General features: G+C 44.8%; 15 protein-coding genes. 8 read left to right on the top strand and 7 right to left on the bottom strand.

Going from position 1 to position 14,236, the window contains the following annotated elements; translation table 11 throughout:
- Nucleotides 1-5: 5 nt before the first annotated feature.
- The 3 genes from menH to KO531_RS17830 all read right to left on the bottom strand — a co-directional run bounded on the left by menH (nucleotide 6) and on the right by KO531_RS17830 (nucleotide 3,669).
- The gene (gene menH / locus KO531_RS17840; protein ID WP_219251860.1) at nucleotides 6-794 is read right to left on the bottom strand and encodes a 2-succinyl-6-hydroxy-2,4-cyclohexadiene-1-carboxylate synthase; all 789 of its coding nucleotides are present in this window, start codon (nucleotides 792-794) and stop codon (nucleotides 6-8) included.
- Nucleotides 794-2,515: a 2-succinyl-5-enolpyruvyl-6-hydroxy-3-cyclohexene-1-carboxylic-acid synthase gene (gene menD, locus KO531_RS17835; protein WP_219251859.1), complete on the bottom strand. Its 1,722-nt coding sequence runs from the start codon at nucleotides 2,513-2,515 to the stop codon at nucleotides 794-796. Before menD ends, menH begins: the two co-directional genes overlap by 1 nt.
- Nucleotides 2,516-2,700: 185 nt before the next feature.
- Entirely contained in the window at nucleotides 2,701-3,669 is a 969-nt protein-coding gene (locus KO531_RS17830; protein ID WP_105250597.1) for a LysR family transcriptional regulator, read from the bottom strand.
- A gap of 409 nt (nucleotides 3,670-4,078) precedes the next feature.
- On the opposite strand from KO531_RS17830, the gene KO531_RS17825 reads away from it, so the two are divergent.
- From KO531_RS17825 to nrfD, 4 genes are all read left to right on the top strand, one after another.
- Nucleotides 4,079-4,555 carry a DUF2726 domain-containing protein gene (locus tag KO531_RS17825; RefSeq protein ID WP_105250596.1) on the top strand — a complete coding sequence of 159 codons (477 nt, stop codon included), beginning with the start codon at nucleotides 4,079-4,081 and terminating at the stop codon, nucleotides 4,553-4,555.
- 76 nt (nucleotides 4,556-4,631) lie between these two features.
- Nucleotides 4,632-5,096, top strand: a complete 465-nt coding sequence (locus KO531_RS17820) for a cytochrome c3 family protein (protein WP_105250595.1) — start codon at nucleotides 4,632-4,634, stop codon at nucleotides 5,094-5,096.
- A gap of 4 nt (nucleotides 5,097-5,100) precedes the next feature.
- Nucleotides 5,101-5,787, top strand: a complete 687-nt coding sequence (locus KO531_RS17815) for a 4Fe-4S dicluster domain-containing protein (RefSeq protein ID WP_219251858.1) — start codon at nucleotides 5,101-5,103, stop codon at nucleotides 5,785-5,787.
- Nucleotides 5,784-6,725: a cytochrome c nitrite reductase subunit NrfD gene (nrfD, locus tag KO531_RS17810; RefSeq protein WP_105250593.1), complete on the top strand. Its 942-nt coding sequence runs from the start codon at nucleotides 5,784-5,786 to the stop codon at nucleotides 6,723-6,725. Before KO531_RS17815 ends, nrfD begins: the two co-directional genes overlap by 4 nt.
- Before the next feature lie 275 nt (nucleotides 6,726-7,000).
- Here the strand turns inward: nrfD and KO531_RS17805 are convergent, their stop codons facing one another.
- Complete coding sequence (locus tag KO531_RS17805) at nucleotides 7,001-7,432, bottom strand: Lrp/AsnC family transcriptional regulator (protein ID WP_006079646.1); 432 nt, start codon at nucleotides 7,430-7,432, stop codon at nucleotides 7,001-7,003.
- Between the two features lie 251 nt (nucleotides 7,433-7,683).
- Between KO531_RS17805 and yjeH the strand changes: the two genes are divergently transcribed.
- Nucleotides 7,684-8,946 (top strand): L-methionine/branched-chain amino acid transporter, encoded by a 1,263-nt coding sequence (gene yjeH / locus KO531_RS17800; RefSeq protein WP_113940284.1) that lies wholly within the window; start codon nucleotides 7,684-7,686, stop codon nucleotides 8,944-8,946.
- A gap of 287 nt (nucleotides 8,947-9,233) precedes the next feature.
- Nucleotides 9,234-10,058 carry an HDOD domain-containing protein gene (locus KO531_RS17795; RefSeq protein WP_173248173.1) on the top strand — a complete coding sequence of 275 codons (825 nt, stop codon included), beginning with the start codon at nucleotides 9,234-9,236 and terminating at the stop codon, nucleotides 10,056-10,058.
- A 177-nt stretch (nucleotides 10,059-10,235) separates the two neighbouring features.
- Here the strand turns inward: KO531_RS17795 and KO531_RS17790 are convergent, their stop codons facing one another.
- Together KO531_RS17790 and KO531_RS17785 are read right to left on the bottom strand one after the other, a co-directional pair.
- Nucleotides 10,236-10,697, bottom strand: coding sequence for a TerB family tellurite resistance protein (locus KO531_RS17790; RefSeq protein ID WP_105250590.1), 462 nt, complete (start codon nucleotides 10,695-10,697; stop codon nucleotides 10,236-10,238).
- Between the two features lie 100 nt (nucleotides 10,698-10,797).
- Nucleotides 10,798-11,328, bottom strand: coding sequence for a DUF2780 domain-containing protein (locus tag KO531_RS17785; RefSeq protein ID WP_168827259.1), 531 nt, complete (start codon nucleotides 11,326-11,328; stop codon nucleotides 10,798-10,800).
- 190 nt (nucleotides 11,329-11,518) lie between these two features.
- Here KO531_RS17785 and KO531_RS17780 point away from each other — a divergent pair, with 190 nt between their 5' ends.
- Complete coding sequence (locus tag KO531_RS17780) at nucleotides 11,519-12,226, top strand: hypothetical protein (RefSeq protein ID WP_105250588.1); 708 nt, start codon at nucleotides 11,519-11,521, stop codon at nucleotides 12,224-12,226.
- A 33-nt stretch (nucleotides 12,227-12,259) separates the two neighbouring features.
- The gene (locus tag KO531_RS17775) at nucleotides 12,260-13,738 is read left to right on the top strand and encodes a DUF4145 domain-containing protein (RefSeq protein WP_219251857.1); all 1,479 of its coding nucleotides are present in this window, start codon (nucleotides 12,260-12,262) and stop codon (nucleotides 13,736-13,738) included.
- Nucleotides 13,739-13,760: 22 nt separating this feature from the next.
- Here KO531_RS17775 and KO531_RS17770 read toward each other — a convergent pair whose 3' ends face one another.
- A complete protein-coding gene (locus tag KO531_RS17770; protein ID WP_173248166.1) occupies nucleotides 13,761-14,108 on the bottom strand; it encodes a hypothetical protein in 348 nt (115 codons plus the stop codon).
- Nucleotides 14,109-14,236 lie beyond the last annotated feature (128 nt).

Genomic DNA, 14,236 nt, shown 5'->3' with positions numbered 1-14,236 from the left:
TGTCATTACCCTAGCAACTTCACTATTTTTGAGGTTAATGCCTCGGGAGCAGCTTGGTGTATGTTGTGGCCGGCGCCGTGAATACTATGGACGAGGATGGGCGCGTGTAATTGCCACTCTTGGGCGAGGGCGTGGAACTTAGCATCTTGGTTGCCCGCAAAGAAATGGCACTCACAGGTAAGCTGCAAAGGTACATCCCACATCGATGCTTGGTGTGCGAGTGAGGTGGCTATGAATACCTCTTTCAGCCGCTGTTTCGGATGCAGATCTAATGCTGCAGAACGATGCTCGATTAAGGTTTTTCGTTTGGTAGCCGTCATATCGGCAAATACGGGCTGCTGATACCACAAGCTTAAAAAGTCTTTGCTATTCAGATGCAGTAAACGCTCGGCCCACTGAGTATCATTTTTGATTCTGGCAAGTTTTTCTTGCGGGTCTGTAAGTCCAGGATGGCAGGATTCGAGGTTTAGGCTCAGTAGTCTTTCTGGATAGGCTTTGGCAAGGTGCAGAGCAATACGGCCACCTAGAGAATAACCATAGAGATGGAATTGACCAATATGAAGGCCATTCAGGTGTGCCAACACATCTTCAACACATTGGTTAAATCCATCTAATTCGGTTGGCTTCAACTCCCTTTGGTTATCCCCGTGGCCCGGTAGATCTAAGCAAATACAGTGAAAGTGATGGCTTAGCGCTGGCATTAACGGCAACCAGTCGGTCTTAGTGCCTAAAAAGCCATGCAGTAACACTAAGGTCGGTAGTGAAGAATTGCCGTAACGGGCCATGGTTGGCATTAGCTTTGTTTCACCCACAAGTTGAGCTCGGCGATTTGGTCGCTGGCTTGTGTTTGACTTACATTGACTTCAATGATCGAAGCCCCCTGAAAATCCAGCGCTTCATTATAGCTATCTTGAAAATCGGCTAAATTATCCACTTGATTATAGGGTAAATTAAACATAGCTGCGGCGTAGCCAAATTCTAAACCGTGGCTGAGTCGATAATAATCGCTACGGACTTGTTCATTGGGAACGGGCAATAAGTTAAAGATGTTACCGCCATCGTTATTGAGGATCACGATCACCAGCGGGCTGGTTAAGCCTTTAGCGATGGCCAGCGAGTTAAGATCGTGCAGTTGTGATAAATCACCGATGATTAAACTCGTGGGTTTGCCTTCATGGGCCGCAATACCGCAGGCGGTGGCGAGTAGTCCGTCAATACCCGATGCGCCACGATTAGTATAAGTGGTTGCCGTACAACAACTGACAGGGGCATACATGTCGTACAAGCGTACAGGCAGGCTGTTGCCGATAAAAAGCTGTTGTTCTAGCGGACGAGTATTGGCGATGGCCCGCACAACTTGTGCTTCACCAAATTCCCCTTGGTCGATATTGCGCACAAATAAGTTATGTAATTCATCGTTATAGGTGATTAGGGTATTCGCCCAGTTTGCTGAGGATGAGCGATACCAATTTAAGGCCGCAAACTGCTGTGCATTCGCGTGCCAAATGTGTTTAGCATTGTGGCTAGGGTCAAGCCTGTCTTGTTCTGGTAAAACCTGCCAATAGCTGTGCCAATTTTGCTCGGCGAGATAGCCTATCAAGCGTTTTGATAATAAACGGCCGCCGAATACGAGTACACGATCCGCTTCCTGCAATAGATTGCGCGCCTTTGGATGTTGCAACAGTTGATCAATATTACCTATCGCTGCGGGATGCTGACGCAGTTGCGACTGGGCATCGGTAAGTAATGGCCAGCCGATTTTTTGCGATAGGGCAATTAGTTGCTGTGGATCTTGTTCAGGCGTGAGAGTACCAACAACGATCACCCCTTTACCGTGGACGAACCGCATAATGGCATCGTCACTTGGGCTGCTCACCTGTTTGCTCTTACCGTATTGGGTATACGGTCGTGCGAGCTGCAGCCAAGTTTGCAATGGTTTGAGGTAAGGTGATTCGGCATCGAGAATCGCGCCACCGAGTTCACTCGGATACAAGGGCTCACGGTACATGCAGTTGATATGCACTGGGCGAGTTTGATTCGCCACCGCTTCATCCACTGTGGTAAGCAACGCTTGCGGTGCGATATGTATATCCGGTGTTGGCAAATTCACTTGAGTGGCGTAATTCGCAAAAATTCCCGGTTGGACTATGGCTTGATTGGCACCGCAGCCGAGTAATTCGGGCGGACGATCGCCACTTAAGACGATTAAAGGTACATGGGTCAGCCACGCCTCCACAATGGCAGGGTACAAGTTGGCGACTGCTGTGCCTGAGGTTGTAATGATGGCGACCGGTGCGCGGCTAGCTTTTGCTAGACCTAAGGCCATAAAGCCGAGCCCACGCTCGTCGAAATGTAAGTGACGCTGGAGTTTAGTTTGCTGGGCGGCGGCGAGGGTTAACGGTGTTGAGCGCGAGCCCGGCGCCATACACACATGTTGCACGCCAAGACGTGCTAACTCCTCAAGAATAAGGGCGCCCCAAATAAGATTAAGAGTGGCTGTATTTTCGGTCCGCATAGCTGAATCTATTAGGATAAAGATGGGCTTAGTGTAACGTGTTTATGCTCCAAGATGTATGCTTGGTTTAACAATTCTCGAGTGGATCGCATGGGGGCTGAGGTGGAGCCTAAGCTAAGGCAGAGGATGCCTATCACCTCGTGTATCGGTGGTTTGTTGTTTGGATATGTTGAGCTATTGCTTGGCTAGATAATACGATCGACGATTTTTTTAATCTCTCCGCTTAACCATTTCAAGTCCTCATTGATTGCATTAGGCTGATTTTTTTGCACTAAGAAAATCGTTGGCGTTTCTGTATCTGCATATAAACGTTCTGCTTCATACTGCGATAGTTGACACGTATGCAGTTCAGGAATATCACTCACCATTTCGTAAACTATCCGATAAGGCAATAGGGAGACTGCATTACTTTCGCCTAGATATTCAAACAAACTTGAAATACTGGTAATGGTAATTTCAGTATTGAGTTTAATGCCATTCGTTATGCAAAACTCTTGGTATGGACTCAATTTGGTGCTGGGATTACCAAGATCCGTATTGACATAGGGGTATTCCGCAATCGTTTCTAGGGTGATTTCCCGTTTAAAAATAGGATGATGTCTGCTAGCAATCAGGTAGAGTTTGTCCATACGTTGCAATTCAGTCGTTAGCAGTTTATCGCCGAAGGCGGCAACATCGGCAGCACTTTTATTGCAACAAATACCTAGGGTTGTATCACCATTAATAATGTCTTGAGTCGTATGCATAGACCAAGGGTTTATATTAATGTGCATGGGTTTTTGCTCTTCTTTAATAGCCTGCATCAAGGCTTTAGGAAAGGTGTAGGCAATTAACCCTGGTGCTGCAATTTCGACATGTGTCTTAACTTGGCGAGTGTTTGCTATTCTGGCTTTTTGAAACTTATCAGTACACTCAATTGCTTCTTTTGCAATTGGATATAAATGAGTAGCAAACTCATTTGGGAATAAGCCATATTTACGACGAATAAATAACTCATCACCAAAAATTTCCCGTAGATTTTTAAGGCTACGGCTGATTTTAGGAGCTGGAATGTCTAGCGCTTTCGATACATAGGTTGCTGACTTGTTCTCATATAATGAAACAAGTATTTTTAAACTCAGAATATCGAGGCCATCCATGTTACTAATGTGCATTTTTTATATTCCTTAATATTGAGCAAATACTTAAATCAATGCCTAATTATGGTGCTAATTAATAATTTTAATGTGAAACTAATCCCAAGTTTTGGATCTAGATTTTATCTATGTGTATCAAGGGTTTTTTTGTTTTATTTTTAATATTTAAAATGGTTTTTCATAAAATTTAAAATTTCAAAAACTAATATTTACATATTTAAAATGCAAATACTGAATTATCAAGTATCAATATTTGTATTTAAGATTTACATAATTTTGCAATGTGATGAGTCGTGTAAATCATTGTTTATATTTAAGTTGTTATTTGCAAGTGTGACATGCGTCAAGAAAAGATAAGTGTTTTCAAATAATACTAAAGTTGCTTTAAAGGAGATAACAAAAAATAAATTAGTTTTTGGAGGCGTGTATGAATACTTCAGTCATTCTCAGCTATGCGTTTATGTACTTCGTACTATTCGTAGCAGTACCATTCGTGTTTGTGATGTTTGTCATGACTTGCATTAAGTTTTTTAAAGCAGGTCCTGATGAAGCCGCACATCATGAGATGAAACTTAAACCAGTATTGTTTGATAAACAAAGCTTCAATTTTTTTAAATCATTAAAAACAGTTGTTGAAGGTAAATACGATGTTTGTTGTAACGTGCCATTAGACACTGTATTTGAGATGGACAAACATGATACGGAATTAAATCATGAATGCCGACTCGATTATGTATTGATCGACCATGATTCATCTGAAGTGAAAATGGTTATCAGTGATTTTGGCAAAGAAACTAACTCACCACTGAAAAAACTGTTTAGCAAGTTCAATATCAGTTTCATTGAAATGAACCAGCATAAACAGTGGGATACTCAGAGTCTTAAGCAAGCCTTGGCTGTGTGATCTTGACCGTCGGGTTCGGAATTATCCGAACTCGACCCCTTCTTTACTTTCCTACGGATAAATGTGAGGACTTCCTATGTCCAAAAGACAATGGCTGTGGTCGTTACGCTTAGGTGCTGCTGCGTTGCTTTTAAGCTTTTCTGCAATGAGTGCTGAGCCAGCCAATCAAATTAACAGTGATGCTTGTATGAAGTGTCACAAGCGTAATGGTCAAATGTTAGGGCATCATGGTCAAGATGCGATGAAAATGAGCTGTTCTTCCTGTCATGGAGAAAAGGGCGATCACCCTAAAAAACCGAATGATATGGTGGTCTTTGGTATGGAGGAATCGTCGGATCTGACGGTTCAGCTGAGAGTGTGTCAGAAATGTCATACCAAGAAAAAACTCAGTGGTGCAGATTGGACGCATAACGTACATGCTCAAAAAGTGCCTTGTGCCGCCTGCCATAAATTACATAGCCCAACGGATCCAATGGCGGATATGACGCCGAAGGTTCGCAGTGAGCTATGTAGCAGTTGCCACACTGGCAAGCAGGAGTAAGGTTATGGAAAATTCAAAAAGAAGATTTCTAAAAGGCACCTGTGCCTTATTTGCCGGCGCTACAGGTGCATCATTACTCGCCACAGTGAATGCATCGGATAGTGTTAAAGCAGAACCTGATGTCAAATATGCACTTATTCATGATGAAACTAAGTGTATAGGTTGCCAAGCGTGTGAGGTGGCTTGTCGTGAGGTGAATAATGTACCCGAAGGTGTTTCTAGGCTTCAAATTAAGCAAGCGGGTCCCTTTGGCGAATACCCTAATCAGTTTTATCACTTTAGTCGCAAGTCTTGTCAGCATTGTGAAGACGCGCCCTGTGTAAATGTATGTCCAACTGGAGCTGCATTTATTGATAAAGAAACGGGTATCGTTTCTGTCGATGCATGGAAATGCGTAGGTTGCCAATACTGTATTGCAGCTTGTCCTTATCAAGTCCGTTTTATTAATCCTGTCACCCATGCGGCGGATAAGTGTGATTTCTGCCGAGAAACTAACCTAGCTCAAGGTAAACAACCTGCCTGTGTTGCTGTTTGCCCAACAAAGGCACTCGTGTTCGGTAATTTAAAAGATCCGACTTCTGAGGTTGTTCAAGTTCTGCGGTCTAATCCAACCCAGCGCACTAAGGTTGATCTTGGAACGAGACCTAAATTGTTCCGTATCGTTGCAAAATCAGGGGAGGTGATACTATGAGTGCCCTACATTTTGATACCTTAGTGTGGCATTGGCCGATTGCAATTTACCTGTTTTTAGCAGGTGTATCTGCGGGAGCCATGTTCTTCGCCGTACTGTTGAAACATTTTGTTTTGAAGCAAAACGCCTATCAGTCTGGTTTTGTACGAGCCGCTTGTATCGTCGCGCCTGTAGCTGTGATGGCCGGGTTAGGGATATTGGTCGCAGACTTAACTAAACCTCTCGATTTTTGGAAGATTTTGGTGTTCTACAACCCTAAATCTGTCATGTCGATGGGCGTGCTTATTCTGCTGATTTACCAAGTATTTATGTTTATGTGGATTGGTTTGACCTTCCGTAAACCTGTTGATGCTTGGTGTGAAACACGCTTTCCTATTGTGCTTAAGTTGACCGCGTTATTGGCTCGATTTGAAGCGACAATTACAGGATTGCTCGTGATTCTATCCTTGGCATTGGGCGCGTATACAGGCTTCCTGCTCTCGGCCTTGCCAGGCTATCCCATGCTTAAAAACCCTGTGTTACCTCTGCTGTTTTTGGCATCTGGTTTGTCTTCCGGTGCGGCATCATCTTTACTCGGTGGCGTGTTGATGAATGGCAAACCTAATGACAAAGAGGTGCACTTTATCCACAAGGTTGAAATCCCACTGATTTTAGTTGAAATCGTGCTGATTTTTACCTTCTTTATGGGCTTAGTGCTAACAGGTGGACAGAGTAAAATAGCCGCCTTTAATGCCTTAGGGTATGGCTTCTGGGGATGGATTTTCTGGCTTGGTATTATTGGACTCGGTTTGTCTGGACCATTGGCGATGAATCTGTTTATGACGGCGACATCTAAACGGAAATGGGCCTATGTGGCGGGGACGGCTTGCTTGAGCTTGATCGGGGTATTACTGCTACGTAACTTCATACTCTATACAGGACAAATGACGATCGCTTAAGGCGTAGGCGTACCGTTAATTAATGACGAAAAAATCATAATAATCAATGGAATCGACGGATCGCGGAAACAATGTCAAAGGAAAACATTGTAGATGAGGCCCTTGCGGCGCTGGCTGAGCTCTCAAGGGTTAAGTCTAGCCGCGGTTGGTTGTGTAACAGGGAGGTCGCTGGGCAAGGATGCCATATTTTACACTTCAATATTTTGCCCTGCCTCCAAACGGGCCTCGCCACCTTATTCCTAAGGGTGGCGTTTCTTGTTTTAGGGAGGCACGATTTACTCGCCGAGGTTATTAATCCATTCACTCATTACCACATGGGTTTTGATCTTGATGATGTCAGTGTGAGTGTCGATATACTCACGGATCTCATGCAGGCGGCGCATCGAGGGCGCATGCACGTACACGAGTAAATCCATATCACCAGAAATACCACGGCAGGTAATCACTTCGGGGATCGCTTGGAATACGTGTACCACGTCGGCGCAACGTGGACATTGATGCTGGATTTCGAAATAAGCCGATACTCCTTCTTTTTGCGACTCACTCAAGAGCACTTGATAGCCACGGATCACTCCAGTTTGTTCGAGCTTTTTTATGCGCTCGGCAACCGCACTACGGGATAGATTGACCTGTTCAGCGATATTCGACACGCTCTGGCGTGCATCCTGACGCAAACTATGAATGATGGCCGTATCGAATTTATCCAAGGGTGACTCCAGTGAAAATGGCTATATTGAATCTGTGTGTTATTTTGCCATTGGTTTGAATAACCACAGAATTTGCTGAGTATTTTTGCTTAAAATTTTACCAAAATTTAAGCTGGCCGTTATTTTGATGGAAATAACGTTATTTGCCGCGATTTTGCCGGTATTGGACGTGGAGAACACTGAAATTAACGGCAGATTGTAGGGCGAAATCTCATTATACTGACAGCTCAAAAACCACAGAATATTAACAGATGAATTCAAATAGCGGAACTATAGGTCGTTGGCAAGGTGCGGGTTTAATGGCGACCACTTTGCTCGGTACAGGGGTATTTATTTTGCCTCAGATGACTATTGAAAAAGCGCATTCTGGCGCCTTAGTCGCATGGATCTTGTTGACCTTGGCTATTATTCCTGTGGCATTGGTCTTTGGTCGTTTAGCGAGTGTATTTCCCCATGCCGCAGGCCCCGCTTACTTTGTCGAAAAAGCCTTTGGTCGCACTGCTGGTCGAACAATTGGACTGATCTTTTTACTGGTTGTGCCCATGGGGGCGCCAGCCGCGATTTTGATGACCTTTCAGTTTGTGAATGCCTTAATACCGATATCGGGTTGGTCCAAGGTTGGTGTTGAAATACTCGTGATTTTTGGCTTGTTTCTGATTAATTTAAGAGGCATTCAAGTGTCGGCTAAGCTGCAATTTGGCCTGACACTTTGCATAGTCGCCGTTGTTGTGGTCTTGTTTGGTGCGAGTAGTTTTCAGCAAGGTCATCTCACGACACTTGCTAGCCATGGTATGCCTGAAATGCCGACCGTGATGATTGCCGCTGGCATCGCTTTTTGGAGTTTCTTGGGTATAGAAGCTATGACCCATCTTGCCGATGATTTTCGTCGTCCGCAGCAGGATATGATCCCCGCTATGATGATGGGCACAGTGCTGGTGGGCGTGATTTATGTGGCTTGTACACTTTTATTGCTATTAGTGCCGACAGATAAAAGTGTCGCCATGATCGGCGTGTTTGACCAACTGCTCGGTGGTTACGGTGCGCAAGTGATTGGTGTGTTAGGTATCGCAAGTGGATTGGCAACCGTTAACGTGTATGCGGCTAGTGCGGCACGTTTGGTCTGGAGTTTTAGTTGTGAAGGCATTTTACCGCGCTTCTTTGCCGTTAAGAATGCCCATGGTGTACCTATTCGCGCACTTGCTGCGCTGTTATCTGTGATGGCAAGCGTGATCGTACTGACTTACCTTACCGGGCAAGAGTTAGAGCACCTTATTGCATGGAGCAACGGCGTATTTGTGGTGATCTATTTGATGGCTATGCTCGCTGCCGCTAAGTTATTACCACGGCACAATTGGCCGCTGGTGGCGCTGGGTTGTGCGTTTTGCTTAGTATTAGGTTTTGCCCTAGGTGCAAGTATGTCCTATGTGCTTGTGTTGATCTTAGTGGTAGCGCCATTTTTGTGGTGGCAAAAGACCCATATTAGTCGCAAACAAAGTTTGGCGTTACCTGAGTAATATTCGCCCCCTCTGGGCTAAATCAACATGATGGATTAATTAAGAAAGCCCCGAACTCTTTATTGTCATAAGAGTTTGGGGCTTTTTTGTGTGGCTTAGTGGATTTCGAAACTGGATAAGATTGAGTGCGATTAAATTGAATGAAATAAAGAGGTAAACCTTAAGTCTGATGGCTGCCAAGCTTTGTTGCCGAAGGACTGCACATTACTGATATTTAATGTATCTCGGTGAGCGAGGCGATAACTTGTGTTCTATATTTTGATCATTCATACGGAAGGAGAATAAATATGGATTCAGCTGCGTTGCTCAATCGTGTCGATGAGTTACCTAGGTTACCTAAGGCGATCAGTGAATTGTTAGATGCGGTCAATGATGACAATGCGACAGTAAAAAGCATTGCCACTAAAGTTTCACACGATCCCTTAATCAGCGCTAGGGTGTTACGCCTTGCTAACTGTGCCCACTATGGACGCAGTCGAGAGGTTGGCACTATCGATGAAGCTGTTGTGCGTCTTGGGATGCAAACCCTACGAACCTTAGTGCTCGCATCGGCGGTGATTGGTGCTGTCCCTAAGTGTGAAGGAATAGATTTAGCCCAGTTTTGGGGGCAAACCTTTGAGATTGCGCTTTATAGTCAAGAAATGGCAAAGCGTTGTGGTGCTGTCCCAGAAGAAGCTTTTACTTGCGGTATCTTACATCGTATTGGCGATTTATTGATTGCGGCAGTATCGCCTGAAGATGCGGCGAAAATTGCCGAAGCTGTGGCGCAGGGTAAAGATAAGCATCAGTTTGAGCGCGAGTTACTCGGATATGATTCCCCGGATATTGGCGCATTACTAGCGAAAAATTGGAAGTTTACACCAGCGTTAGTGCAAGGCATTTTGTATCAAGACCACCCTAAGGATTCAAACCCATTTTCAAAACTTGCTGCGTTATTATGCTTATCTTACAAAGTTCTAGATGAGTGGGATACGATTGAGGATGATGAAAAAACCAGTTGGTTATCTCAATTAGCGACTAAGAAAGGATTGAAGATGGAGATGGGCGGGCTAAGGACTAAGTTGACTGAATTACACGGTTCGGGATATGAAATCGGTAAAGCGTTAGCTTAGGAGCTTGTTTAGTTTAGTTTTTTGGTGAGTAGTGCGGCAGTAAAAATATTTTTAGCCAAAGAGCGATATCAATTTAGTCTTAAGAAGACCATCGCGTGAATGGGGAACGGGTGTTTCGCATTCACGCTTTTTTATGGGCTTTTGTTGATTTGCACTTTGACTGAATAGTGTATGTGGTTAGCCAGTTTGTTGGGTTGCAGCTATGGCAAGATTACGCATTTGGATCAACTCACTGTGTTTGAGGTGCAACAAATCGGCGGTGCGTCGAATGATCTGGTCTTCATATTGGGATAGCTGGCCATCGGCGTAGGCCAGTTGCCACATTGCGAGCAACAATTGCTGCTTTTGCGCTAGGCTAAATTCAGCGTTAATGGCTGAGGTGAATTCAAAGAGTGAGGTCGCGCTGCCTTGTACGCTTTTAGCCTCATCAATCAGTATCTTAGCGTCTACTTCTGACATTGATAAGGTATCGGTTAGCAGCTTAGGTAATAAGGCTTCTTCCTCTGCCGTTAAGGTCTCATCGGCAAACACGACTTCAAGTAACATACTCGCTGCGGCCAGTTTAAGTTGATGTGCCTTGTCTTCAGGGGAGACTGCTTGAGTATGAGCTTCAAAAAATCGTCTTAATTTCGCAATCATATTTGGCGGTTCTCATGCTGGAGGGAATATAAAGTAGAGTCGATTGGGAAGTGAAAGTTCACCCTAAACCTTGTATTGCTTAGGGTGAGGTAAGACTGAATTACAGTAGCGAGTTCAGACCTTTCACCAGTAAGTCTGAGGTGCCTTCAGTGCCATTGGTATCTAAGTAAGACTTAGCTATGTTGATCATTGGCATTGCTAGATCTTTAGAAATGCCCAATTTTTCAAAGGCGTCTAAAACCATAGCACTGCCTTGCAGTGATGAACCTAAATCACCCGCTTTGGATAATAAGCCAGAAACACCCGATTTTGAGTCCAATTTAGGCGCGGCGGCGAGCAAACTATCGGCATTAGGAATGCTGGCAGCCAGTTTTGAGTAGTCGGTTGTTCCTAGGCTTGATTGCGCTAAGCCTAATAAACTGCCTAAGCCACCTTCGGCTTGAGTTTGGTTTAAACCCAATTGTGACATGACGCTGCCAACTAAATCATTCGACTGAGTTGCCGCTGCTGTAGTGGTCGCTTTTTCAGTTTTGGCTTGAGTTCCTGCCAAGTTATCTAACCAGCCTGCACTGGCGGGCGCCGCTAAAATACAAGTGCTGAGGAGGATAGAGAAGGTCAGAGTGTGTTTCATATGGAAGCGTCCTTTGATGGTTTGCGCACGAGTTCGCTGGACAGTTTAGCGGGTTTGTCACTTTTGTTGCAGTAGTTTTCTGTGATTTACGGTTCACACTGGTGATTTCTACTGTGCATTGCCAAGGGATTTTCGGTATCCTTAGCGGCAATTCTAAGTGTTAATTCATTTCAATTATTTGGAAAGTCGCATGTCACTATCCGCAATTTTGTCAGAAGCCTATAACTTCTTCCGTAATCATCTGGCGCAACTCGCTATGCTGACGATCCCATTACTCTTGATCCAAGTTGGGATCCAGTTATGGCTTGGTATAGAGATGAGTAAAGTTGATCTAGAAAACCCACAGTTTGGCGCGCCGCATATGATCGCCATGATGCTGTTACTACTTACATTTTCGGTATTAATTGCCGCTTTGACTCTGTTTTTAGAACTGCGCTCACAAGGGCATAGTCCTTCAGCGGGAGTGGTGTTGAAGGCGAGTTTACCTTTTGTTCCACCATTATTATTGGCTGGGGTGTTTTCTGGTCTAGCGATTTTAGCACCAGTGATGCTGTTTGCCGCCTTCGGTCCTGTGTGGCTGGTAGGATTGGTAATTAGCTTCTATCTCTTTGCGCGTTTAGCCTATGTGAACTTTATGGTTGTGGTTGAGCGCTTAACACCGCTAGAAGCGATTAAGGGTAGTTTTAGTTTTAGTGGCCCTATCGTACTGAAAACCATTGCATTATTGATGTTATATTTACCACTCTCAGTCATAGGTAGCCAGCTTTCTGGGTTAGCGTCCATGGGCGGATTACCTGTGCAAATGTTAGCGGATACTTTTATGTCTTTTATTGGATTATTCGTTAACGTCGCTTTGTTCCGCTTATATATGGTGTCGAAAAAACCAAGCGTCGAATAGTGCAACATCAATTCAGCCTGCAGGGAATCACTCATGGGGACGAAAACAGTCATTAAGGATAGTGAGTTTATCCACGATTTTTCGGTCTCCTTGAGTGATGATTACCTCAAGGCGAAAAGCTATGTGCAGGATGTGCCGACACAGTCGCTACTGCACATTCGCAGTTTTACCCATAAACTTACAGAGTTACTGGGGCAAGATAAGCAAATCGCGTTTTCCAGTCCGAATTTATACGATAGGATCGAACAGCTAAATCAGCGGCGCGTGATTGATGTGAAGACCACTCGTGCCCTGCATCGATTGCGTGCCGACGGTAACCGCGGTGCTCATCCTGAGAAATACCATCTCACCCAAGAACAATTACTCGCGCTAGCGCAAAAATCCATTAAAGATGTCCTGACTTTAGTCGAGCACTTGTATCCTAAGGCTAAAGGTCGAGTTGCCCCTGACTACTGTTATGAAGCGACTGACGCAATGACGGTGAGGGACTTATGTTACCGCGCTGTGATGGAAGATGACCCGCAAGCGCAGTATTTGGTGGGGATATCGTTTAAGACCAAGGCTTTGATACTGAAAGAACAAGAACTGATAAAAGATCAAGAGCTTGTGGCTGAAGTCGAAGCTATATCAAGCCAAGATTTATCCACAGTTTCACCTCTAAATGCCATTTCTCACATTAGCGCAGCTGACAGTTTTGCCCGGGCGGCCTATTGGTTTTCCCTTGCGGCACCTAAGCACATGGAAGCCTTACATGAGCATGGCGTAGCACTGATCCACGGTTATCAAGGCGCGCCAGAAGTGGCTAAAGGTGAACAGATCATTGCCACTGCAGCAGCAGCAGGTGTGGTCAATGCGATGGCGTTATTGGGATATTTTTATCTTGTAGGCAGTGAGTCGTTTCAACCCGACAGCAAGTTAGCACAGCAATATTTACAAGGTGCGGCAGATGGCGAGCAAACCGAAGCGATGGCGAATCTAGGTGTATTGCATTACCAGCAAAAGAACTTAACTCAAGCCTATCATTTTATAAGCAAAGCCGCGCAAGCAGGTTATCCCCATGCCCAGTATCATTTAGCATTAATGCTTGCCAATGGAGATGGTTGTACTCGAGATATGATTGCCAGTGAGCATTGGATGGCCGAAGCTGCCGAGCAAGGACAACTCGATGCTATGCTTACGCGGGCGCAGCATATGCTCAATGATGACAATGCCTTTGGCAGTGATTTGACTCAAGCAGAGGATTATTTGCGCCAAGTGATCAAATATAGCCACAGTGTGCCTGCGATGATTGAGCTGAGTATGGCACTGGCCGACGGTATCTTAGGGCGAATTGATGTCGTTGGATCTGCGGCTTTACTTAAGCTGGCACGGCAAAATGCCAATAAAAAAGAGGCGGATATTATCGAGCCTCTGTGGCGTTCACTGGTATTACAGATTGAAAATGTGCTTGAGGTAACCCAAGATCCCGCCGAAATTCATAGCCTTAAACGCGCCCAGACCTTACTCGCTTGAGCGCAGTTTTGCTTCGATTGAACTAGTGTTCATCCTCTTTATGCTCAAAAGTGCGCCCTTGATGGCGTGTCGCATTAGATTCCCTAACAATAGTGTCAGATCCATAAACCTGACTCTGCGGCTCCTCTGTCGCGTGGGCATGCTGCATTGCGTTTGCCTGAGCCTGATTAAACTTAGCCAACTGACGTGCCATATAAAAACGGCTAAATAGGACTAAACAACCGAGCGCAATGGCGCCAAATAAGAGCACGAAGGGCAATAAAAATAGTGATAAACAAATTAGGCTAATGCTAATTGCCATCGCTAACCAAGCCCGTGGGCCAGAAATTCGGGTCTGCAGTGGGCTCTGTTGGAACTGTTGAAAAATCATAAGAACTCCTCGATAGGCAGTGGACATTTAGTGTGCAATAGCGAGTGCGTATAGGTCACGTTAATCTTGATTAATTTACTTTATTTTACTCGGGAGGCCATTTTGGTGTTGCGCATTACTTTGATATG

This window comes from Shewanella sp. NKUCC06_TVS (genome assembly GCF_019345515.1).
Classification (GTDB): Bacteria; Pseudomonadota; Gammaproteobacteria; order Enterobacterales; family Shewanellaceae; genus Shewanella; species Shewanella oncorhynchi.
The sequence above is the reverse complement of the archived record's forward strand: the minus strand, read 5'-3'. Positions and strand labels throughout refer to the sequence as shown.